The 23,669-nt window shown below is 51.1% G+C and carries 21 protein-coding genes and 1 pseudogene; 17 read left to right on the top strand and 5 right to left on the bottom strand.

Going from position 1 to position 23,669, the window contains the following annotated elements:
* Window positions 1–26 precede the first annotated feature (26 nt).
* From ACTHTK_RS09680 to ACTHTK_RS09660, 5 genes are all read left to right on the top strand, one after another.
* Complete coding sequence (locus ACTHTK_RS09680) at window positions 27–1,283, top strand: D-amino acid dehydrogenase (protein ID WP_107724215.1); 1,257 nt, start codon at window positions 27–29, stop codon at window positions 1,281–1,283.
* 180 nt (window positions 1,284–1,463) lie between these two features.
* The gene (zupT, locus tag ACTHTK_RS09675; protein WP_107724214.1) at window positions 1,464–2,273 is read left to right on the top strand and encodes a zinc transporter ZupT; all 810 of its coding nucleotides are present in this window, start codon (window positions 1,464–1,466) and stop codon (window positions 2,271–2,273) included.
* A gap of 96 nt (window positions 2,274–2,369) precedes the next feature.
* On the top strand, window positions 2,370–5,198 hold the full coding sequence (locus ACTHTK_RS09670) for a valine--tRNA ligase (protein WP_440378585.1): 2,829 nt from the start codon (window positions 2,370–2,372) through the stop codon (window positions 5,196–5,198).
* 75 nt (window positions 5,199–5,273) lie between these two features.
* Entirely contained in the window at window positions 5,274–5,501 is a 228-nt protein-coding gene (locus ACTHTK_RS09665) for an enterochelin ABC transporter (RefSeq protein ID WP_070645656.1), read from the top strand.
* Between the two features lie 98 nt (window positions 5,502–5,599).
* Window positions 5,600–6,064 carry a hypothetical protein gene (locus tag ACTHTK_RS09660; RefSeq protein ID WP_314460486.1) on the top strand — a complete coding sequence of 155 codons (465 nt, stop codon included), beginning with the start codon at window positions 5,600–5,602 and terminating at the stop codon, window positions 6,062–6,064.
* 105 nt (window positions 6,065–6,169) lie between these two features.
* Here the strand turns inward: ACTHTK_RS09660 and ACTHTK_RS09655 are convergent, their stop codons facing one another.
* Window positions 6,170–7,111, bottom strand: a complete 942-nt coding sequence (locus ACTHTK_RS09655; RefSeq protein WP_440378584.1) for an ABC transporter ATP-binding protein — start codon at window positions 7,109–7,111, stop codon at window positions 6,170–6,172.
* 15 nt (window positions 7,112–7,126) lie between these two features.
* On the bottom strand, window positions 7,127–8,017 hold the full coding sequence (locus ACTHTK_RS09650) for an NUDIX domain-containing protein (RefSeq protein WP_440378583.1): 891 nt from the start codon (window positions 8,015–8,017) through the stop codon (window positions 7,127–7,129).
* Between the two features lie 120 nt (window positions 8,018–8,137).
* Here ACTHTK_RS09650 and ACTHTK_RS09645 point away from each other — a divergent pair, with 120 nt between their 5' ends.
* The 11 genes and pseudogenes from ACTHTK_RS09645 to ACTHTK_RS09595 all read left to right on the top strand — a co-directional run bounded on the left by ACTHTK_RS09645 (window position 8,138) and on the right by ACTHTK_RS09595 (window position 19,558).
* Window positions 8,138–8,722 carry a beta-class carbonic anhydrase gene (locus tag ACTHTK_RS09645; protein ID WP_049336840.1) on the top strand — a complete coding sequence of 195 codons (585 nt, stop codon included), beginning with the start codon at window positions 8,138–8,140 and terminating at the stop codon, window positions 8,720–8,722.
* Between the two features lie 18 nt (window positions 8,723–8,740).
* Entirely contained in the window at window positions 8,741–9,346 is a 606-nt protein-coding gene (nadD, locus tag ACTHTK_RS09640; RefSeq protein ID WP_440378582.1) for a nicotinate-nucleotide adenylyltransferase, read from the top strand.
* A 58-nt stretch (window positions 9,347–9,404) separates the two neighbouring features.
* The gene (gene rsfS / locus ACTHTK_RS09635; RefSeq protein WP_002246503.1) at window positions 9,405–9,791 is read left to right on the top strand and encodes a ribosome silencing factor; all 387 of its coding nucleotides are present in this window, start codon (window positions 9,405–9,407) and stop codon (window positions 9,789–9,791) included.
* Window positions 9,792–9,899: 108 nt separating this feature from the next.
* A complete protein-coding gene (hrpA, locus tag ACTHTK_RS09630; RefSeq protein WP_285071344.1) occupies window positions 9,900–11,294 on the top strand; it encodes an ATP-dependent RNA helicase HrpA in 1,395 nt (464 codons plus the stop codon).
* 108 nt (window positions 11,295–11,402) lie between these two features.
* Entirely contained in the window at window positions 11,403–12,008 is a 606-nt protein-coding gene (locus ACTHTK_RS09625; protein WP_440378581.1) for a YcxB family protein, read from the top strand.
* Between the two features lie 194 nt (window positions 12,009–12,202).
* Window positions 12,203–13,780, top strand: coding sequence for a phosphoethanolamine transferase (locus ACTHTK_RS09620; protein WP_440378601.1), 1,578 nt, complete (start codon window positions 12,203–12,205; stop codon window positions 13,778–13,780).
* A 65-nt stretch (window positions 13,781–13,845) separates the two neighbouring features.
* On the top strand, window positions 13,846–16,797 hold the full coding sequence (locus ACTHTK_RS09615) for a DUF3418 domain-containing protein (RefSeq protein WP_440378580.1): 2,952 nt from the start codon (window positions 13,846–13,848) through the stop codon (window positions 16,795–16,797).
* A gap of 73 nt (window positions 16,798–16,870) precedes the next feature.
* Window positions 16,871–17,500: an ApaLI family restriction endonuclease gene (locus ACTHTK_RS09610; protein WP_107724206.1), complete on the top strand. Its 630-nt coding sequence runs from the start codon at window positions 16,871–16,873 to the stop codon at window positions 17,498–17,500.
* Window positions 17,497–18,681, top strand: coding sequence for a DNA-methyltransferase (locus tag ACTHTK_RS09605; RefSeq protein WP_199903883.1), 1,185 nt, complete (start codon window positions 17,497–17,499; stop codon window positions 18,679–18,681). Before ACTHTK_RS09610 ends, ACTHTK_RS09605 begins: the two co-directional genes overlap by 4 nt.
* A gap of 306 nt (window positions 18,682–18,987) precedes the next feature.
* Window positions 18,988–19,182 (top strand): annotated as a pseudogene (locus tag ACTHTK_RS09600) (SWIM zinc finger family protein); the annotation flags it as partial.
* Window positions 19,183–19,228: 46 nt separating this feature from the next.
* On the top strand, window positions 19,229–19,558 hold the full coding sequence (locus ACTHTK_RS09595) for a hypothetical protein (RefSeq protein WP_440378603.1): 330 nt from the start codon (window positions 19,229–19,231) through the stop codon (window positions 19,556–19,558).
* 131 nt (window positions 19,559–19,689) lie between these two features.
* Here ACTHTK_RS09595 and ACTHTK_RS09590 read toward each other — a convergent pair whose 3' ends face one another.
* The 3 genes from ACTHTK_RS09590 to ACTHTK_RS09580 all read right to left on the bottom strand — a co-directional run bounded on the left by ACTHTK_RS09590 (window position 19,690) and on the right by ACTHTK_RS09580 (window position 21,734).
* Window positions 19,690–20,460, bottom strand: coding sequence for a ParA family protein (locus ACTHTK_RS09590; RefSeq protein ID WP_107724205.1), 771 nt, complete (start codon window positions 20,458–20,460; stop codon window positions 19,690–19,692).
* Between the two features lie 67 nt (window positions 20,461–20,527).
* Window positions 20,528–21,157: a 16S rRNA (guanine(527)-N(7))-methyltransferase RsmG gene (rsmG, locus tag ACTHTK_RS09585; RefSeq protein ID WP_049359315.1), complete on the bottom strand. Its 630-nt coding sequence runs from the start codon at window positions 21,155–21,157 to the stop codon at window positions 20,528–20,530.
* 82 nt (window positions 21,158–21,239) lie between these two features.
* Window positions 21,240–21,734: a hypothetical protein gene (locus tag ACTHTK_RS09580; protein ID WP_107724204.1), complete on the bottom strand. Its 495-nt coding sequence runs from the start codon at window positions 21,732–21,734 to the stop codon at window positions 21,240–21,242.
* 434 nt (window positions 21,735–22,168) lie between these two features.
* On the opposite strand from ACTHTK_RS09580, the gene ACTHTK_RS09575 reads away from it, so the two are divergent.
* Entirely contained in the window at window positions 22,169–23,641 is a 1,473-nt protein-coding gene (locus ACTHTK_RS09575; protein ID WP_107724203.1) for a malate:quinone oxidoreductase, read from the top strand.
* The last annotated feature ends 28 nt before the right edge of the window (window positions 23,642–23,669 follow it).

Raw genomic sequence — 23,669 nt, 5'->3', positions numbered from 1 at the left:
TTGAAAAAAGTCAGAGGAGGAGAAAAATGAAAGTGCTTGTTTTAGGTGCCGGCGTGGCAGGCGTATCTTCCGCGTGGTATCTGGCAGAGGCAGGACATGAAGTAACGGTCATCGACCGCGCCGAGGGCGTGGCGATAGAAACCAGTTTTGCCAATGCAGGCCAGCTTTCTTACGGCTATACCACGCCCTGGGCTGCACCCGGCATTCCGACCAAAGCGCTGAAATGGCTGTTTAAAAGCCATCCGCCTTTACTGTTTCGCCCCGACGGCAGCCTGTATCAAATCGAATGGCTGTGGCAAATGCTGCAAAACTGCACGGCAGCGCGCTATCAAATCAATAAAGAGCGCATGGTCAGGATTTCCGAATACAGCCGTGAAATGTTCCGCCGTTTTGAAGCGCAAACCGGCATGAATTTCGAAGGGCGCAAAAAAGGGACGTTGCAGATTTTCCGCCAAGCCAAAGAAGTCGAAGCGGCAGAACAAGACATTGCCGTTTTGGAACGCTACGGCGTACCCTACCGTCGTCTGAAACCCGAAGAATGCGCAGAATTCGAGCCTGCACTTGCACGCGTTACCGCCAAAATTGCCGGCGGTCTGCACCTGCCTGCGGATGCGACCGGCGACTGCCACCTCTTCACCCAAAACCTGTACAAACTGTGTCTGGAAAAAGGCGTACAGTTCCATTTCAACCGAACCATCCACCGCATCGAACACAACGGCCAGCGCATCAGCGCAGTGGAAACTGAAACAGAACGGTTTGAAGCAGATGCCTTCGTCTGCGCGCTCGGCTGCTTCAGCAGGACGGTTTTGGCGCAGTTGGACCTCAATCTGCCCATTTATCCCGTCAAAGGCTATTCCTTGACCCTGCCGGTCACAAATTCCGACGGCGCGCCGGTGTCCACCGTTTTGGACGAAAGCTACAAAGTCGCCATCACACGATTCGACAACAGAATCCGCGTCGGCGGTATGGCGGAATTGTCCGGCTACGAAATCAAACTGCCCGAAAAACGCCGCGAAACCTTGGCTTTGGTCGTCAACGATTTATTCCCCGAAGGCGGCGACTTGAATCAGGCATTGTTCTGGAGCGGCCTCAGACCGATGACACCCGACAGCACGCCGCTAATCGGCCGTACCCGCTTTGACAACCTGTTCCTGAATACGGGTCACGGCACTTTGGGTTGGACCATGTCGCTGGGCTCGGCAAAATTGACCGCCGATATCGTGAGCGGCAAAGACGCCGAAATCCGCAGCGACGACTTGAGCCTGTCGCGCTATCAGGCTTAAGCTGGAAAGCGATAAGGTTTGGTGATATTTCAAACTTAAGGGCCGTCTGAAAAATATTTTTCAGACGGCCTTTTGTTTTAAAATCCGGGTATCCAATCAATAAAATAAATAATAACTATTATCATATACATTAAAAAGTGTTAGTCTGAACCTGTCCCAGCTTTTAGCGCAGGTTTTCTCATGCCCGATTTTTCGATGTCCAATTTGGCCGCTGCCTTTTCCATCACGCTGGCTGCCGGTTTGTTTACCGTATTAGGCAGCGGTTTGGTGATGTTTTCCAAAACGCCCAATCCACGCGTGTTGTCGTTTGGTTTGGCATTTGCCGGCGGTGCGATGGTGTATGTTTCCCTGACGGAGATTTTCAGTAAATCCAGCGAGGCGTTTGCTGAAATTTATGATAAAGACCACGCGTTTGCGGCGGCGACCATGGCATTTTTGGCCGGGATGGGCGGCATCGCGCTGATTGACCGCCTGGTGCCGAACCCACATGAAACCTTGGACGCGCAAGACCCGTCGTTTCAAGAAAGCAAACGCCGCCATATCGCGCGAGTCGGCATGATGGCGGCGTTTGCGATTACGGCGCACAATTTCCCCGAAGGCTTGGCGACGTTTTTTGCCACCTTGGAAAATCCGGCGGTCGGGATGCCTTTGGCCTTGGCGATTGCCATCCATAATATTCCGGAGGGTATTTCCATCGCTGCGCCGGTTTATTTTGCCACCCGAAGCCGTAAGAAAACGGTATGGGCGTGTCTGTTATCCGGTTTGGCCGAGCCTTTGGGGGCGGCTTTGGGCTATTTGGTTTTGCAGCCGTTTTTGTCGCCTGCCGTTTTTGGCTCGGTGTTTGGCGTGATAGCCGGCGTGATGGTGTTTTTGGCGTTGGACGAGCTGCTGCCGGCCGCCAAACGCTATTCAGACGGCCACGAAACCGTTTACGGCCTGACAACGGGCATGGCGGTGATTGCCGTCAGCCTGGTATTGTTCCATTTTTAAAACCCGTATGCCAAAGGCCGTCTGAAATGATTCAGACGGCCTTTTTGCGTTATAATCCGCACATCAAAAATAACCTTAATTTCACAAAGTTCCATCATGTTAGACAAATACAATCCAGCCGAAATCGAATCCAAACATTATCAAAACTGGGAAAAGCAGGGCTATTTCCAGCCTGATATGGATTTGACCAAACCGTCTTTCTCCATCCAACTGCCGCCGCCCAATGTAACCGGCACGCTGCACATGGGCCATGCCTTCAACCAAACCATCATGGACGGCCTGACCCGCTACTACCGCATGAAAGGCTGCAATACCGCCTGGATTCCGGGCACCGACCACGCGGGCATCGCCACGCAAATCGTGGTCGAGCGTCAACTTGCCGCGCAAAATGTGTCCCGTCATGACTTGGGCCGCGAAAAATTCTTGGAAAAAGTATGGGAATGGAAAGAAGTTTCCGGCGGCACGATTACCCAACAAATGCGCCGCGTGGGCTGCTCTGCCGACTGGACGCGCGAATATTTCACGATGGACGACGTGCGCGCCGAAACCGTGACCGAAGTGTTCGTGCGCCTTTTTGAACAAGGCTTGATTTACCGCGGCAAACGCTTGGTGAACTGGGATCCGGTATTGGGTACCGCAGTGTCTGATTTGGAAGTGGAAAGCGTGGAAGAACAAGGCTCTATGTGGCACATCCGCTATCCGCTGGCCGACAATCCCGCCGAAGCCGTTATCGTGGCGACCACCCGTCCTGAAACGCTGCTGGGCGACGTTGCCGTTGCCGTCAATCCTGAAGACGAACGTTACACCCACTTGATCGGCAAAGAATTGATCCTGCCGCTGACCGGCCGTACTATCCCCGTGATTGCCGACGAATACGTCGAAAAAGACTTTGGTACAGGCTGCGTGAAAATTACGCCTGCGCACGACTTCAACGACTACGAAGTCGGCAAACGCCACGACACGCGCCTGATTAATGTGTTCGATTTGGAAGCCAAAGTGCTGGCAAACGCCGAAGTGTTCAACTTCAAAGGCGAAGCGCAACAAGGCTTTGCCCTGCCTGAAAAATACGCAGGCTTAGACCGCTTTGCCGCGCGCAAACAAATGGTTGCCGATTTGCAGGAACAAGGTTTCTTGGTCGAAATCAAACCGCACACGCTGATGACGCCGAAAGGCGACCGTACCGGTTCGGTGATTGAGCCGATGCTGACCAGCCAATGGTTTGTCGCCATGTCCGCCACGCCAAACGGCGGCGAGCCTGACAGCGAATTCAAAGGCTTGAGCCTCGCCGACAAAGCAAAAAAAGCCGTCGACAGCGGCGCAGTGCGCTTTATCCCTGAAAACTGGGTCAACACCTACAACCAATGGATGAACAACATCCAAGACTGGTGTATCTCGCGCCAACTGTGGTGGGGCCATCAAATCCCTGCATGGTACGACGAAGCAGGCAATGTGTACGTCGCCCGCAATCAGGAAGAAGCCGAAAAACAAGCCGGCAAAACCGGTTTGACCCGCGAAGAAGACGTATTGGATACATGGTTCTCCTCCGCGCTCGTGCCGTTCTCCACACTCGGCTGGCCGTCTGAAACCGACGAACTCAAAGCCTTCCTGCCGTCCAATGTCTTGGTTACGGGCTACGAAATCATCTTCTTCTGGGTGGCGCGTATGATTATGATGACCACCCACTTCACCGGCAAAGTACCGTTTAAAGACGTGTACATCCACGGCATCGTGCGCGACCATGAAGGCAAAAAAATGTCCAAATCCGAAGGCAACGTCATCGACCCTGTGGATTTGATTGACGGCATCGACTTGGAAAAACTGCTGGTGAAACGTACCACCGGCCTGCGCAAACCCGAAACCGCGCCGAAAGTGGAAGAAGCAACCAAAAAACTCTTCCCCGAAGGCATTCCGAGCATGGGTGCGGACGCATTGCGCTTCACCATGGCGAGCTACGCCAGCCTCGGCCGCAGCGTCAACTTCGACTTCAAACGTGCCGAAGGCTACCGCAACTTCTGCAATAAATTGTGGAACGCCACCAACTTCGTGTTGATGAACACCGAAGACAAAGACTGCGGCCAAGACGAAATGCAGCCGTTGGCGTTTACCTTTGCCGACCAATGGATTATCGGCAAACTGCAACAAGCCGAAGCCGCCGTTGCCGAAGCCTTTGAAACCTACCGCTTCGACCTTGCCGCGCAAACGCTGTACGAATTTGTGTGGAACGAATATTGCGACTGGTACATCGAGCTGGCAAAAGTGCAAATCCAAACCGGCTGCCCGACAACCCAGCGCACCACACGCCGCACCCTCGTGCGCGTACTCGAAACCATCCTGCGCCTGCTGCACCCAATCATGCCGTTCATTACCGAAGAGCTGTGGCAGGTCGTTGCGCCTCTGGCGAATGCCAAAACCGCCGACAGCATTATGTTGGCCGCTTATCCCAAAGCCGACCCGGAAAAAATCGTGCAGGCTGCTTTTGACCAAATGGCGCAACTGCAAGACCTGATTGGCGCCGTGCGCAACCTGCGTGGCGAAATGGGCATTGCCCCGAACGTGAAAGCGCCGCTGTTTGTGGAAGGCAGTGTGCCTGAAGCGCTGCTGAAATACCTGCCCGCCCTCACGCGCCTGACCGAAGCCAAAACAGTGGACAGGCTGCCCGAAAGCGAAGACGCACCTAGCGCCGTCTGCAATTGCGCGCGCCTGATGCTGAAAGTCGAAATCGATAAAGCCGCCGAAACCGCCCGTTTGAGCAAAGAAGCCGAGAAGCTGCAAAAAGCCTTGGACAAACTCAATGCCAAACTCTCCAAACCCGGCTACACCGAAAAAGCCCCCGTGCATCTGGTGGAAAAAGACAAAGCCGATTTGGCGGAGTTGGAAGACAAAATGGCGAAAGTTCAAACTCAGTTGGCGAAGTTGAAAGACTGATTTTGATTGAATAGACAAGGCCGTCTGAAAACCTGAAACCACGGTTTTCAGACGGCCTCATTAAAAGGAAATCAAATGATGGACTTCATCGTGCCTATATTGTTCATCGTCGCCATCGTCGTACTTCATATTTATACCTGCTTTACCGAAGCCGTCCACCTCAACAAATGGCGGCCGTGGTTGATTATTCTACTGTTGATTTTGACCGGCACTTGGTTTATCTACTTCGTCAGTCGTACCGCACTGATGAAGTTGGGTGTCCAGCTGGTGCTGATTGCCGGTCTCGTGATTTATATTTCTTGAACGTCTGCCTGCAGTAAAATACTCGCAAAGGCCGTCTGAAAATGCAGCTTCAATGTCGTTGCAACTTTTCAGACGGCCTCTTTTAAGAAAGGAAATAGATGAAACTCTTTATTCTGCCGGTACTTTTATCCGCAACAACTGCCCTGGCTTCTCCAATTGTCGGTACATGGCATTGCGTTGGCTCTGATGAAAACATTCACAGTGATACAAAAGTCGAATATCTTCAGGACGGCAGTTTCCGTGGCGACGCTAAGCTCAAAGTGGACGATGACGGCAATGTCTTGGCATACCATGTTGTCGGTGGGGGTAAATGGCGTTTTGCGAACAATGCCTTAACTCAAAGCCAAATCAAGTACAGTGAAGTTTCACGACTCCATAGCCCTGAAACATTGGCATGGTTGGAAGAATCAGAAGACGGCCAATTCTTGGAAAGCATGATATACACCGGATTGGTTGCGCAGATGGACAAGCTCGGTAAAGACGAGGTTTATCAAATGGATAAAACAGGCAAATTGGTGTCTGAGGATGGAACTTCCCGTGAGGTGTGCACGAAAGTGAAGTAAACAGCGATTGTGGGTCGGACATATTTGTCTGATTGATGGCTAGATAACAAATGCCGTCTGAAACTTAAATTTCAGACGGCATTTTTCTTTTTTAATCCATCAAATTCAATCAAACCAAACAATCTGACTTTCATCCACGCAGATGCGAATTTCCTGTCCGGTTTGCGGTTTGTCCGTATCTTGGTCGGCGTGGGGATACCAAATCAAATCGCCGTATTGCGGATGGGCGAGGGTGAGGCGTATGCCTTCGGCGAGGGGGACGGCTTCGCTGATGCGGACGGCCGTGCCGTTCGGGTCGAATCGTATGGCGTGTTGGGGGATGTAGCGTGTGTCGCTGGTGTTGGCCAAACCGAGTAGCAGGGCGGCTTGGGCGTTGACGGGGCGGCGGATAAGGGTTTCCGGCGTGCCGTGTTGGAGGATGCGGCCTTCGTGCATGATGGCGATGGTGTCGGCCATGGTGCAGGCTTCCTCGGCGGAGTGGGTTACGAGGATGGCGGGGATGTTTTGACTGCGGATGCGTTCGGCAGTCAGGGTGCGCAGGTAGTGACGCAGGTGGGTGTCCAGGCTGGAGAAGGCTTCGTCCAAGAGCAACAGCGACGGGCGCGTGATGAGGGCGCGTGCGAGGGCGAGGCGTTGTTGTTCGCCGCCGGAGAAGCTTTCGGGTTTGCGTTGTGCTTCGTGTTCCAAACCGATGTCGCGCAAGGCCTGCATGGATTGTTCTTCGATTTCGGCTTTGGGCAGGCGGCGCATTTTGAGGCCGAAGCCGACGTTGTTGAGGGCGGTTAAATGCGGCAAAAGGGCGTAGTCTTGAAACATCAGCGAGATATTGCGCTTTTCAGACGGCATGTCGGTGATGTTGTCGCCGTTGAGCCAAACTTCGCCGCTGTCGGGACGCACCAGGCCGACGATGGTTTTGAGCAGGGTGGATTTGCCGCAGCCGGAGCGGCCGAGTACGGCGAGGATTTCGCCTGCTTCGACGTTTAGGTTGATGTCTTGGGCAACGGTTTTGCTGCCGAAGCGTTTGTTGATGTTTTTGAGTTGTAACATGGTTTCAGACGGCCTTTAAAAATGGGGTCGGCAACGGATGCTGTCGAGCCATGCGGACAGCAGATGTTTGGGGTCGATCAGGCCGTATCGACGGCAGGCTTCGATTGTGACCAACTGGGCATCGTGCATCATGTGTCCGCCCAACATGGCATCAAGCAGGGTGGGGATGTCCATCAGTTCAAAACCGGCGACTTCGCCGTCTTGGTTGGCGGGTTGGAAGCCTTCGGGCAGGACGATGTCGAAGATATACAGGATTTCGTTGTGGACACCGCGGTTAACGGGGCGCAAACTATATATTTGGGCGGTCGGTCGGATATAGGGTGTTAACGAAGCGGGAATGCCGGCTTCTTCTTCGCCTTCGCGGCAGACGGCTTCAGACGGCTTCTCGCCGCTGCTGATACCGCCGCCGGTCAGGTTGTCGAGTTTGTTTGGATCAACGGCTTTGTGCGGACTGCGGCGGCCTATCCAAAAGCGCAGACTGTCTTCTGTTTCGACCAATCCGTTCAAATGTACTGCCTGACTCATCAGGCCGAACGGACGGAAGGCGGCGCGTTCGAGTGCGCATAAAGGCTTGCCTGCCTGGTCGCAGATATCAAACTTTTCATCGCGCCAACCTTTGAGCCAACCGCAATCGCGCCATTGTTGCGCCAGCGTTTGCAAACTGTCGCCCATTTCCGGCCAGCCGTCGGTTTCCAAATTCAGACCGTCTGAAAGGGTTGACTGCCTGCCTGTCCAATCTTGCCCGAGGCGTTCGCGCCATAACGGGTTCAGACGGCCCAAAGGCAGGCCGTTGAGATACAGAATGCACCAATCGTCGGAAGCGCCATAGCTGGTTTGCGCCCAATCCCACAATGCGTCGTGGACATCGGACGCGAATACCCGTTCAAAACGGAAAGACTGAGACATGGCGCATCCTCCAAAAGAACTAAAGATACGTCGATTTTAGCCGTTTACGGCGAATTTGCAAAACAACCGCACTACCCGAAAACCGCTATAATAGAGTAAACCATCCGAAACGAGCACATCATGAGCGAATTGAGCGAAATCCTCGCCTATAACCAACATTTCGTCGAAACGGGCGAATACGAAAAATACTTTACCAACAAATACCCCGGCCGCGAGCTGGCCATCCTTTCCTGCATGGACGCACGCATTATCGAATTGCTGCCCAATGCCTTGGGCTTGAAAAACGGTGACGCCAAGCTCATCAAAAACGCCGGCGCGCTGGTGACCCACCCTTGGGGTTCGGTGATGCGCAGTTTGTTGGTCGCCGTATTTGAACTCAAAGTCAAAGAAATCATGGTCATTGCCCACCACGACTGCGGTATGCGCGGATTGCACGCCGAAGAGTTCCTCCAACGCGTACACGACAGCAATATCCCCGACGACCGCATCGAAACCCTGCGCAATGCCGGTATCGATTTGGACGGCTGGCTGACCGGTTTTGACGATGTCGAAGACAGTGTGCGCCATACCGTCGAGCTGATTCGCAAACATCCGCTGATGCCCGACAACATCGCCATCCACGGCCTGGTCATCCACCCGACCACAGGCAAGCTCAACCTGATTGTTGACGGCAGCCTGCCTGCTTCAGACGGCCAAAACATCTAACGCAGACACCACCACGAAATGAAAAACATCGGATTATTCGGCGGCACGTTTGACCCCATCCACAACGGCCACCTCCACATCGCCCGCGCCTTTGCCGACGAAATCGGTTTGGACCTCGTCGTCTTCCTGCCGGCAGGCGACCCGTACCACAAAGACAGCACGCGCACGCCGGCGAAAGAGCGCCTCAATATGGTCGAACTCGCCATCGCCGACGAGCCGAAATTCGCCGCCAGCGACTGCGACATCGTCCGCGACGGCGCGACTTATACGTTTGACACCGTCCAAATCTTCCGCCAGCAGTTTCCCAGCGCGCAACTGTGGTGGCTGATGGGCAGCGACAGCCTGATGCAGCTGCACACATGGAAAAAATGGCAAACCCTCGTGCGCCAGACCCATATCGCCATCGCCATGCGACAAGGCGACAACCTCAACAAAACCCCGCGCGAATTGCACGCATGGCTCGGCGAAGCACTGCAAAACGGCAGCGTCCGCATCCTCAACGCGCCGCTGCACAACACCAGCTCCACCCAAATCCGTGCCAATCTTGCCAAAACGCACCATTCAGACGGCCTGCCGCAACCGGTCGCCCAATACATCCGCCAACACAAACTCTATGAAAAATAGCGTTTATTCAGGCAGATAAGCTATAATGCCGTCTGAAAACATTTCAATTAGGAAAATAATGAACGAACAAGAATTGCAAGACCTGCAAAAAATGGTCGAAGTGGCCGTAAACGCCCTCGAAGACATCAAAGCCAAAGACATCTCTGTTTTGGAAACCCAAGACAAAACCTCCCTGTTCGCCCGCATGATTATTGCCAGCGGCGACAGCACACGCCAAGTCAAAGCACTGGCCAACAACGTTGCCGTCGATTTGAAAGAAGCCGGTTTCGAAATCCTCAGCACCGAAGGCGACAGCGGCGAATGGACGCTCGTCGACGCAGGCGACCTCGTTGTCCACGTCATGCTCCCTGCCGTGCGCGACTTCTACGACATCGACACCTTGTGGGGCGGAGAAAAACCGAGTTTCCACGCCGGTATGCAAAAACCTTGGCACGCCGCCGACTAAAACGGTTTATCCATACAAAGGCCGTCTGAAACTTGAAAGCAAGCAAGTTTCAGACGGCCTTTTGCTATAATTCCATTCTTTTCACATTATTTAATTCATTGCACCATCATGCCGCAACCCGATTTCGCCCAAACCCTCTCCAAAGACCGCCATTTCCTGCAATCCGCCTTTAAAAACCCCAAAAAATACGGCGGCTTGGCCAAAGTCGAAGAAAAATACAAAAAATCGCACGATCTTTATCTGCAACGCCTGTCCAAACTGCCCAAGCCCGAATTCGACAACACGCTGCCCGTTCACGAGAAGCTCGACGAAATTAAAAAAGCCATTGCCGAGAATCAGGTAACGATTATTTGCGGCGAAACCGGTTCGGGCAAAACCACGCAGCTGCCCAAGATTTGTTTGGAACTCGGACGCGGGGCGGCAGGCTTGATCGGGCATACCCAGCCGCGCCGTTTGGCCGCGCGTTCCGTGGCAGAGCGGATTGCCGAAGAGCTGAAATCGGAAATCGGCAGCGCAGTCGGCTATAAAGTGCGCTTTACCGACCACACCTCGCGCGATGCCTGCGTCAAGCTGATGACCGACGGCATCCTGTTGGCGGAAACCCAGACCGACCGTTATCTTGCTGCCTACGACACGATTATCATCGACGAAGCGCACGAACGCAGCCTAAACATCGACTTCCTCTTAGGTTATTTGAAACAGCTGCTGCCGCGCCGCCCCGATTTGAAAGTCATCATTACCTCGGCAACGATAGACGCAGAACGCTTCTCCCAACACTTCAACGGCGCGCCCGTTTTAGAAGTAAGCGGACGCACCTATCCCGTCGAAATCCTCTACCGACCGCTGACCAGCAAAGACGAAGACGACGCAGAAGTGGAGCTGACCGATGCGATTGTCGATGCGGCCGACGAATTGGCGCGCTACGGCGAAGGCGATATTTTGGTGTTCCTGCCGGGCGAACGCGAAATCCGCGAAGCCGCCGAAGCCCTGCGCAAATCCACGCTGCGCCGCAACGACGAAATCCTGCCCCTGTTCGCACGCCTGTCGCACGCCGAACAGCACAAAATCTTCCACCCCTCTGGCGCGAAACGCCGCATCGTGTTGGCAACCAACGTCGCCGAAACCTCGCTCACCGTGCCGGGCATCAAATACGTCATCGACACCGGTCTCGCGCGCGTCAAACGCTATTCCGCACGGGCGAAAGTGGAACAGCTCCATGTAGAAAAAATCTCCCAAGCCGCCGCCCGCCAACGCTCCGGCCGCTGCGGACGCGTCTCCGCAGGCGTGTGTATCCGCTTATTTTCAGAAGAAGATTTCAATAGCCGCCCCGAATTCACCGACCCCGAAATCGTCCGCAGCAACCTCGCCGCCGTCATCCTGCGCATGGCATCGCTGAACCTGGGCGACGTAGCGGCATTTCCGTTTTTAGAAATGCCCGATTCGCGGTATATCAATGACGGTTTTCAGGTATTGCTGGAATTGGGGGCGGTGGAGGCCGTCTGAAAATAAAATTTCTATGGAACACAAAAGTAGCCTGCATATCGCTTGAATCCTCCGATTTGCAGTATAAAAAAGACTATTTCTATATTTATTGAAAAGGTTTGAATTGCAATGAAAATCCACTATGAATTGACAACAGCAGAATTCAGCAAAGGCTTTTCCGACGGGCAAATACTCTTGATAAAAAAACAAAAGAAAAGACCTCCCCTGCGCTGGTTGATAACCATCATTTTGATTACCCTCTATTCAATTTTTTTCATCTTATTCCACAAACAGTACGGTCAAGTTTTAAATTTATTAGCCACGCTTGCCAATAGGTCATATGATTTATCTGGCTATGGCGGTTATGAATATTTCCGCTTCGGCATTACATTTACTTTTTGGGGATTCGTCGTTGCAGGACTTATCTTGATTGGACGGTTTTCTTTCCTGAGAGCATCCCGAGGCATTTTTTCATTCGACAAGCTGTATCGGGACAAATCGCCGCTATTTTCCCAGAATACAGTGGAACTTCGCGATAACGGTATTTATCACAAGACAGAAGCCTTCCAAAGTCTGCACTTTTACAAACATATTTACAGCGTGGAAGAAACAAAGGATTGGATTTTCATTTTTCTGGAAAAAAGTATTTTCAAATTCCTGCCCAAAAGTGCATTTCAAGATACACAACAAATACAGGACTTTATTAATCAGATTAAAGAAAACATGAATAAATAATTATTGGATTACCTTTAAATATGAAAAGTGACTTGACTATCTGAAAATAAAAAACAACCTATCCCCCTTAATTAACCACACAAACCATTTTCAGACAACCTCATTCTTGAAAAACAAATGTAAACAGATAGCTGCTGAAGAATACCGTTGCCGAGCCCCCAGACTCAGTCTGCAACTTTTATTGTGAACTTCCCATTATGAAAAAATCCCTTTTCGTTCTCTTTCTGTATTCATCTCTACTTACTGCCAGCGAGATTGCCTATCGCTTTGTATTCGGGATTGAAACCCTGCCGGCGGCAAAAATTGCGGAAACGTTTGCGCTGACATTTGTGATTGCTGCGCTGTATCTGTTTGCGCGTTATAAGGCGACGCGTTTGTTGATTGCGGTGTTTTTCGCGTTTAGCATTATTGCCAATAATGTGCATTACGCGGTTTATCAAAGTTGGATGACGGGCATCAATTATTGGCTGATGCTGAAAGAGGTTACCGAAGTCGGCAGCGCGGGCGCATCGATGTTGGATAAGTTGTGGCTGCCTGTGGTGTGGGGCGTGTTGGAAGTCGTGCTGTTTTGCAGCCTTGCCAAGTTCCGCCGTAAGACGCATTTTGCCGCCGATATTGTGTTTATTACGGCGATGTTGCTGATTTTTGGACGTTCATTCAGTACGACGCAGGAACACGGTATTTCGCCCAAACCGACATACAGCCGCATCAAAGCCAATTATTTCAGCTTCGGCTATTTTGTCGGGCGCGTGTTGCCGTATCAGTTGTTTGATTTAAGCAAGATTCCTGTGTTCAAACAGCCTGCGCCAAGCAAAATCGGGCAGGGCAATGTTCAAAATATCGTCCTGATTATGGGCGAAAGCGAAAGCGCGGCGCATTTGAAACTGTTTGGCTACGGGCGTGAGACTTCGCCGTTTTTGACTCAGCTGTCGCAAGCCGACTTTAAGCCGATTGTGAAACAAAGCTATTCCGCCGCTTTGATGACGGCTGTGTCCCTGCCCAGCTTTTTTAATGCGATACCGCATGCCAACGGCTATGAGCAAATCAGCAGCGGCGATACCAATATGTTCCGCCTTGCCAAAGAGCAGGGCTATGAAACGTATTTTTACAGCGCGCAGGCTGAAAACGAGATGGCGATTTTGAACTTAATCGGTAAGAAATGGATAGACCATCTGATTCAGCCGACGCAGCTTGGCTACGGCAACAGCGACAATATGCCTGATGAGAAGCTGCTGCCGCTGTTTGACAAAATCAATTTGCAGCAGGGCAAGCATTTTATTGTGTTGCACCAACGCGGTTCGCACGTCCCATACGGCGCATTGTTGCAGCCTCAAGATAAAGTATTCGGCGAGGCCAATGTTGTGGATAAGTACGACAACACCATCCACAAAACCGACCAAATGATTCAAACCGTATTCGAGCAGCTGCAAAAGCAGTCTGACGGCAACTGGCTGTTTGCCTATACCTCCGATCATGGCCAGTATGTGCGCCAAGATACCTACAATCAAGGCACGGTGCAGCCCGACAGCTATCTTGTGCCGCTGGTGTTGTACAGCCCGAATAAGGCCGTGCAACAGGCTGCCAACCAAGCTTTTACACCTTGCGAGATTGCCTTCCATCAGCAGCTTTCAACGTTTTTGATTCACACGTTGGGCTACGATATGCCGGTTTCAGGTTGTAGCGAAGGCTCGGTAACGGGCAATCTGATCACAGGTGATGCAGGCAGCTTGAACATTCGCGACGGCAAGGCGGAATATGTTTATCCGCAATAAGCGGCGTGAAAACCAATAAAGACAAATTTAGATGATGTCGGGGAAGATACCCGACCGACAAGACTATGCAAAATATGAAAAACCAAGTACGCGGATCAGGCATGGATGCCCGATCCAACCCAGCCAATGTTTCAGACGGCCTGCAAAACAGTTCGGGCCATATCGGCGCCAACACGCGCTACCGTTTGACCAAGCTCGGCGAACAAATGGCGCGCCTGCCCATCGACCCGAAAATCGCGCGCATTTTGCTGGCGGCGAAGAAACACGACTGCATGGCAGAAATATTGGTGATCGCGTCCGCGCTATCGATTCAAGACCCGCGCGAGCGGCCGCTGGAGGTGCGCGATGCCGCGGCCAAGGCGCATGAACGCTTTACCGACAAGCAATCCGACTTTCTTGCCTATCTGAATATTTGGGACAGCTTCCAGCGCGAGCGCGATAAAGGTTTGTCCAATAAGCAGCTGGTGCAGTGGTGCCGCCAATATTTCCTGTCGCACCTACGGATGCGTGAATGGCGCGAATTGCACCACCAGCTTGCCCAAACCGCGATTGAAATGGGTTTGACCACCAAAGAAGCCGCGTTTAGACAACCTCCTTCCCAAGAACAATTAAGGCCGTCTGAAAGCCAAGGCGACCAAGATTTAGCGGCCAAACTCAAACAAAAACAACTGGATAAAAAGCAACATCGCGCCCAAATCCGCGCCGCAAAAGAAGCCGGCTACGAACAAATCCACCGCGCCCTGCTGACCGGCCTTATCGCCAACGTCGGCATGAAATCGCCCGACGGCAACGACTACACCGGCGCGCGCGGCAGCCGCTTCCACCTTTTCCCCGCCTCCGCCCTGTTCAAAGCCAAACCCAAATGGGTGATGGCGGCAGAATTGGTTGAGACCACGCGCCTTTACGCGCGCGACGTCGCCGTTATCCAGCCCGAATGGATCGAGCAGGAAGCGCCGCACCTCGTCCGCTATCATTATTTCGAGCCGCACTGGGAACAAAAACGCGGCGAAGTTGTTGCCAGCGAACGCGTGACGCTTTACGGCCTGACCGTATTGCCGCGCCGCCCCGTGTCTTACGGCAAAGTTGCGCCCGAAGAAGCGCGCGAAATCTTTATTCGCGGCGCATTGGTGGCGCAGGAAAGCAATCTTCAGACGGCCTTTTTTGCCCACAATAAAAAGCTGATTAAAGAAATTACCGAACTCGAACACAAATCGCGCAAGCAAGACGTATTGGTCGATGACGAAGCTCTGTTTGCGTTTTATAACGAACGCCTGCCCGAGCTGGTATGGAAAGATGCGAAAGGCGGCGTTTGGGGAAGCGACGAGGGCGGACAAACCCAGTTGGACAAGACGGCCGATCAAAACGGACAAGCAAACCAGCGCAACGCAGGACGTGTGGCGCAAGCCGCGCACGCGGATTCCAAAGATGCGTCCAACCGCGAGCGTGAAACGAGTTCACACACCCGACAAAATGTTTCAGACGACCCCAAACCCAAAAAGCAGCCTGCATCTCAAAAAGGCCGTCTGAAACCTTTGCCCCTTGCCGATATCCGCACCTTTGAAGCCTGGCTCAAAACCGCCGAGCGCGACAATCCGCGCCTGCTGTTCCTCAGCCGCGACGATCTGATGCAACACGCCGCCGCGCACATTACCGAAGAGCAATTCCCCAAATTCTGGCAAACCGCAGACGGCAAGTTCAAACTTTCCTACCGCTTCGAGCCGCACCATCCGCTCGACGGCGTGACCATGACCGTGCCGCTGACCGTCCTCAACCGCCTGCACGCGCCGTCGCTCGAATGGCTGGTGCCCGGTATGTTGCGCGAAAAAATCCAGCTGCTGATTAAAGCCCTGCCGAAGCAAATCCGCCGCATTTGCGTGCCCGTCCCCGATTTCATCACCAAATTCCTCGAAAGCAATCCCGACCGCCAAGCGGCCATCATTCCCCAGTTGGCGCACTTTATCGCCAAAAGTGCCGGCGATATGCGGATTCTCGAGCAAATCGACCAAGACGCATGGGCGGCGCAAGAATTGCCTGAACACTGCTATCTGAATCTGCGCATTATCGACGACGGCGGACAAGAGCTTGCCGGCGGCCGCAAACTGCACGAATTGCAACAACAGCTCGGCCAAGCCGCCGCCGTTACCTTCCGCGACAACACCCAAGAATTCGAGCGCGACAACGTTACCGCATGGGACATCGGTACCCTGCCCGAATCCATCAAATTCGCACGCGGCAAACAACAGCTTACCGGCTATCTTGGCCTGCAAAAAGAAAAAGACGGCCGCATCGCCCTGCGCCTGTTTGACACTAACGAAGCCGCCGAACAGGCACACCGTCAAGGCGTAATCGAATTGATGAAGCTGCAATTAAAAGAGCAGGTAAAAGACTTGAACAAAGGCATCCAAGGCTTTACCCAAGCCGCCATGCTGCTCAAACACATCAACGCCGACACCCTGCGCGACGACCTCACACAGGCCGTCTGCGACCGCGCCTTTATCGGCGAAGACGAGCTGCCGCGCAACGAAAAAGCCTTTAAAGAGCAAATCAAACGCGCCCGCAGCCGCCTGCCCGCCGTCAAAGAAGCCCTCAGCTGCTACCTGCAGGAAACCGCAGCCGCCTACGCCGAACTGAACGGCAAACTCGGCAAACATCCATTGACCCACCTCCTGCGACAACGCCTGCAAACCCTGCTTGCCTCCGGCTTCGCCAGCCATACCCCATGGGCACAATGGCCGCGCCTCCCCATCTACCTCAAAGCCATGACCCTGCGCCTTGAAAAATACAGCAGCAACCCCGCCCGCGATGCAGCCCGCGAAGCCGATATTCAAGAGCTGGAACAAATGTGGCAGGAAAAAACCGACAGCCTGATCAAACAAGGCCTCCCCGTTTCAGACGGCCTTGCAGGGTTTAAATGGATGATTGAAGAATTGAGGGTGTCGCTTTTTGCGCAGGAATTGAAGACGCCGTATCCGGTGTCGGTGAAGAGGTTGTTGAAGGGGTGGGAGGTAATAAATTGATTGATGATTTAAAAATTGATATTTATAATTTGGGTAATAAAATTTTTAACATTATAGAACTAGGTTATCATTCATGATCTTATATGATGAAATTCGTGAATTATCTGATAAATATGAAATTGAATTAAAGAAACAAATTGATAGTCGTATTATAGAGATGTATGATGATGACCTTTCACATCATATGCTATACCAAGTGTTAGGAATCTCAAGTCAATTTGGAAAAGACATTGATACTTATCAGAATATTGGTAGGTTCCTTTATAAATATGCAGGATCATTTTTAGAGGAAGCTGCGTTTTATTGCATTAAATATAAATTTCCCAATGCAAAAAAAATTAAAATCCCTAACACTATAGGACAAAAACCAAAAACTTTTGAAATAGATGCATTAGTGGATAAATATGCAATAGAGATAAAATGGAGAGATGCCACAACTGATGGAGATCATGTAACTAAAGAACATACACGGTTGGAAGTAATTCACGCTGCAGGATATAAACCTATTAGATTAATGTTTTATTATCCCAATAGATCTCAAGCACAAAAAATTCAAAAAACATTACAAACTTTATACCATGGCAAGAATGGAGAGTATTATTATGCAGATTCAGCATGGGATTTTATTCTAAAATTTACAGGTGTAGATTTATTAAAGATATTAAAACAGATTGCACATGAAAAACAAGGTAATGGTATATGATGAATGATGTTATTCTAGGTGATTGTCTACATATATTAAAAAAAATAGATAATAATTCAATTGATCTAATCTATTTAGATCCACCATTTTTCACTGGGAAAAACTTTACTGGCACAACAAAAGATATTAAAAAACAATACTTCTTTAAAGATACATGGGATAGCCTGACAGAGTATGAGCAATTTATTTATGATAGATTACTTTTATGCAAAGATAAGTTAAAAAAAACTGGTAGTATATTCATTCATTGTGATAGAAACTCTACACATATTCTTCGTTCTATATTAGATCGCATTTTTGGCCAAAACAATTTTCAATCTGAAATTATTTGGTATTACAAACGTTGGAGCAATTCAAAAAAAGGGCTACTAAATCAACATCAAACCATATTATTTTACTCAAAATCTTTTGAATTTAAATGGAAACGTCGATTTAATAGTTATAGTTTAACAACTAATTTAGATCAAATCTTACAAAAAAGAAAAAAAAACTCATTAGGGACGTCTGTATATGCAACAGATCAACATGGAAACGTTATATATAATGGGCAAAAAAAAGGGGTTCCATTAGGTGATGTGTGGGAAATTCCTTTCTTAAATCCTAAAGCTAAAGAAAGAACTGGTTACCCTACCCAAAAACCCATCATCTTACTAGAAAAAATTATTGATTTAGTAACTGATGAACATGATGTTGTTCTTGATCCATTTTGTGGAAGTGGAACTACTTTAGTAGCAGCATCTATTTTGAAAAGAAATTTCATAGGTATAGATATTTCTGAAGATGCAGTTGAATTAACCAAATTAAGATTATCAGATCTGATTAAAACAGAATCTAAAGTTCTAATGAATGGTATAGCTTCATATGAAAATAATGACCCATGGGTAATGAAGCATTTATCCTGTTTTGATTTTTCCAGAATACACAGAAATAAAGGACTAGATGCTATTCTAAATAAATCATCAACAGATCATCCAATTTTTTTGAGAGTTCAAAGAGAAAATGAAGAATTAATTGAGGCATATAAATTAATGAAAAAGGCTATTATTAGTAAAACTAATAGTATTGGATACCTAATTCAAACAATAGAAAACAATAACTTTTCTGAAATGAGTCCATTAAATGAAAATATTAAAATTATTCAAAGTTTAGATTTGCAAATAACAACTAATCAAAAAAAATAGGTAATCAAATGAATTTTAGCTATAAGTTATTTATCACACAAATAACATGGCTAGCAAACTGTGCCTCGCATAAAACTGGTGCGCCTTTAGGCGTACACCTTACCTGCCAAGTACGCAAACTTGGAATCTATGTGCAGGGTGTGCGGTCTTTTTAAACCACAGCCCTTTCCTCCCAAAGGTCGTCTGAAACCCATTTTCAGACGACCTTTTGCCACTTTACTAAACAAATCTTCCCACTACCCTCTCCCCAAACGTCGTCTGAGCCAGTAAACTCCCCATATTTCAACAACTTCTTGGAAGCAAACCATGCCCCGTATCCACTCGCTCCACCTGTTCTTGCCCCATATCGCCGAACGCGGACTGCTGTATTTTCAGCAGGGCAAGGTTCGCGATATCCAAAAAACTTCCACTGGGCGTTATCGGGCGGAGGTGTGCGGTTCGGAAAACTATTCGGTATGGCTGAAGCTGGATAGTGATTTGTACATTAAGGATGGGGGCTGCGATTGTCCTTATGGCGGGGCGTGCAAGCATATGGCGGCGTTGTGGTATGCGGTGCGCGCTCAAACGCCGGACGGGCAGCCGGACGAACCCGACGCGCAGCAGCCTAAAAAGGGCGGCAATCCGTATCGCCAGCAGCTCTCCAGAATCTTTTCCCGAGCCCGACCACGAAGTTGCCGATTTGGGTATCAGGCTGCAAGACTGGTTGGAAGATGTGGCGCAAGAGGGAACGGCGGCGTTGACGCAGGCTTTGCCTCTGTTGATACCGCGTTTGCAGGATGCTTTTGAAAAGGCTGACGATTCAGCAAGCCGTAGCCTCCATGCCACCGCGTGCGTGCCTTCGGGCACACACCCTACAAATGAATCACAAAGAATTTGAAATTTATGTGTAGGGTGTGTGCGGTACGCACGCACGCGGTCTTTTTTAAAAATGTTCTTTCCAATCAAACCAAAGGCCGTCTGAAAGTATTTCCCAACTTTCAGACGGCCTTTTTATATCCCTATCCCTATTTATTTTTCCAACCGTACAATCAGTTCATCAGCCAAGTCGAGATAAGCCTGGGTGCCTTTGGCGTGGGCGTCGTAGGCGAGGGCGGGGAGGCCGTGGCTGGGGGCTTCGGCGAGGCGGATGTTGCGGGGGATGACGGTGTCGAAGAGCAGGTTGCCGAAGTGTTGTTTGAGCTGCTCGCTGACTTCGACGACGAGGCGGCTGCGGCTGTCGTACATGGTGCGGACGATGCCGGTTACGTCGAGGTCGGGGTTGATGGCTTGGCGGATTTTACGGACGGTGGCCACTAGGTCGGAAATGCCTTCGAGGGCGTAGTATTCGCAAAGCATGGGGACGATAACGCCGTTGGCGGCGACCAGGCCGTTGAGGGTAAGCAGGGTCAGGGACGGGGGGCAGTCGATGAGGACGTAGTCGTAGTCGTCGGCAACGAACTGCAGGGCGTTTTTGAGGCGGATTTCGCGTGCGATTTCTTGGACGAGTTCGACTTCTGCGCCGGCCAGTGTGCGGTTGGCGCCCAATACGTCGTAGCCGCCTTCTTTGCTGCGGACGACGGCGTTGGGGATGTCGGTTTCGCCGAGGACGACTTGGTAAACGCCGTTTTCGATGGTAGCTTTGTTGATGCCGCTGCCTGTGGTGGCGTTGCCTTGGGGGTCGAGGTCGACGACGAGGACGCGGCGGCCTTTGGAGGCTAGGGAGGCGGCTAGGTTGACGGTGGTGGTGGTTTTGCCGACTCCGCCTTTTTGGTTGGCGACGGCGAGGATTTGTGCGCTCATGTGCTTTGCTGTCGTGTTAAGTGTGGATGGCTGGATTGTACCGTTATTCGGTATGCTTGGGTTGTTTTCAGACGGCCTTTTTGCGGATGATGACGATATGGCGTTCGGCATTGAGTTGGGGGACGTGCAATGCTTCGACTTTTTCGACGGCGACGCTTTCGGGCAGTTTGTCGATTTCTTCTTGCGGGTATATGCCTTTCATGGCCGCCCAGTAGCCGCCGTCTTTGAGGAGGTGCTCGGTCCAGTTGACGAAGTCGGCGAGTTCGGCAAAGGCGCGGCTGGTGATGACGTCGGCGCGGCAGTCGGCGGCGGCTTCTACGCGGCCGCTGATGACGCGGACGTTTTTAAGGCCGAGTTCGATGACGGCTTGTTGCAGAAAGGCGGTTTTTTTGGTGTTGGCATCGAGGAGGGTGATGTCGAGGTCGGGGCGGCAGATGGCGGTGGGTATGCCGGGCTGTCCGCCGCCGGAGCCGACGTCGAGCATGGTTTGGGCGTGTTCGATATAGGGCAAGAGGGTCAGGCTGTCGAGCAGGTGATGGCTGACGGTTTGGGCGGGATCGCGCAGGGCGGTCAGGTTGTAGGTTTTGTTCCACTTTTGCAGCAGGGCGGCATAGTCTAGAAGTTTGGCCTGTTTGGCTTCGTCGATGTCCAAACCCAGTGCCTGTATGCCGTCGCGGAGCTGTTGCGCCTGATTCATTTGTTATTCCTTATTGGTTAAAACGCGTTGGATGTAATGGTAACGGAAAGCATGCCGTCTGAAAATGTTTGCGCCTGTTGAATCAACGTTTCATCTTGTGAAAGACGATGGGCTGCTCCGGAGCGCGCGTGAGTTGTTTGGGCAGGGTCAGCATGGCGATGATCCATACGGAGAGGGTGTAGTAGAACACGCCTTGCCCACGCAAGCCTGCCAATGCGGCATTGCCTAAGATGGCTTCAAAAATCAATCCTGCCGCCGCCGAGGCACACGCTGCGACACCGGCAAGAAATATGGCATAACGCGAATGCCGGCGCATCATTTTTTTATACGCCAACTTGGTCAGTCCGCCGGCAATCGGCAGGTTGAGGAAGGCAAACATGCCGCAGACAAACCATGCGACGGAGTCCTGCCAACCGCTTTGCCATGCCCACGCGCCGTCTTTGACCGTGACCAGCAGCCCTTGGCCGTCTGAAAAGGCGATTTGCACGATATTGTGCAATATCATCGCCAGCGGCAGGGTGAGGAATATCAGTGCGACCAATAGGGGGCGGTAGGGCTTTTCTTGTGTCAGATACATGGCGGTTTGCCTTGTTGTGGGATAAGTCGAAATGATAGCAGATTGGCGGTTGATTCACGTTTGTTAGCGCTGAAATTGCTGACAAAAACGGTCAATTAAAAAAGAAATGAAAAATTCTTTTTTCTTGGCAAACGTTGGCGGATAAAGGTTAAGAAAACGTTTTCAGATGGCCTAGTCTCTTATTTTTATATGAACCGAACAGAAAATCTTTGCATTTCTCCGTAAAATCTACTAAATTCTCAATAACATATTATAAAGACCTGAAATCTGGAACCCAAACCGAAACTGCCTTCCGCCATTTACGCTCGGAAACTCAGCAGGCAACAAAAGTTTCACACACAACAAAAATACAAAATAATTCCTATGAAATCAGTTGTTTATAATGATAGATAACCACAAGGCAAACCATGCCTGACTTTAGTAGGAGTAAAACCATGGCTGAAGCAACCGATGTCGTATTAGTAGGCGGCGGCATTATGAGCGCCACTTTGGGCGTATTGCTCAAAGAACTCGAACCATCTTGGGAAATCACCCTGATCGAACGCTTGGAAGATGTAGCGTTGGAATCATCAAATGCATGGAACAATGCCGGTACGGGACACTCTGCGCTGTGTGAATTGAACTATGCGCCCCTGACTGCCGACGGCACGATCGATCCGACCCGCGCCCTCAATATTGCCGAACAATTCCATATCAGCCGCCAATTTTGGGCGACTTTGGTCGAAGAAGGCAAACTGACCGACCGCACTTTCATCAATTCCGTTCCCCATATGTCGCTGGTGATGAACGCCGACCATTGCAGTTATCTGCAAAAACGTTTCGACGTGTTCAAAAACCAAAAACTCTTTGAAAAAATGGAGTTTTCTACCGACCGCGCCAAAATTGCCGAATGGGCGCCGCTGGTTGTCAACGGCCGTGATGAAAACCAATCCATCGCCGCCAACTACTCCGCCGAAGGCACAGACGTCGATTTCGGCAGCCTGACCCGCCAGATGGTCAAATACTTGAGCGACAAAGGCGTAAAAATCAAATTCAACCGTCATGTCGACGACCTCAACCGCGAATCGGACGGCGCATGGGTGCTGAAAACCAGCAGCACCAAAGACGATGACGACCCGTTGACACTCCGCACCCGTTTCGTCTTCCTCGGCGCAGGCGGCGGCGCACTGACCCTGCTGCAAAAATCCGGTATCCCCGAAGGCAAAGGCTACGGCGGCTTTCCGGTTTCCGGCCTCTTCTTCCGCAACAGCAATCCCGAAACGGCCGCGCAACACAACGCCAAAGTGTACGGCCAAGCCTCCGTCGGCGCGCCCCCTATGTCTGTTCCGCATTTGGATACCCGCAACGTGGACGGCCAACGCCATTTGATGTTCGGCCCGTATGCAGGCTTCCGCCCCAACTTCCTCAAACAAGGCTCACTCATGGATTTGCCGATGTCCATCCACATGGACAACCTTTATCCTATGCTCCGCGCCGGTTGGGCTAATATGCCGCTGACCAAATACCTCTTGGGCGAATTGCGTAAAACCAAAGAAGAACGCTTCACTTCGCTCTTAGAGTATTATCCGGAAGCCAATCCTGACGATTGGGAACTGATTACCGCCGGTCAACGCGTACAAATCATCAAAAAAGACCCGAAAAAAGGCGGTATACTCCAATTCGGTACCGAAATCGTCGCCCATGCCGACGGCTCGCTGGCCGCATTGCTGGGCGCGTCCCCAGGTGCATCAACAGCCGTACCTTTGATGATTAAGCTGATCAACCAATGCTTCCCCGATCATGCCGAATCATGGTCAGGCCGTCTGAAAGAATTGGTGCCCGGCTACGGTATCAAGCTGAACGACAATCCGACTTTGGCGGACGAAATCATCAGCCACAACGCGTCCGTTTTGGGCATTCATCACTAAATTGAAGCAGACACAAAGGCGGGCATTC

Source organism: Neisseria sp. P0006.S009 (assembly GCF_051962915.1).
In the GTDB taxonomy this organism is placed as follows: Bacteria; Pseudomonadota; Gammaproteobacteria; order Burkholderiales; family Neisseriaceae; genus Neisseria; species Neisseria subflava_E.
Note: the sequence above shows the minus strand (reverse complement) of the source record. Positions and strands in the feature narration are given on the sequence as shown.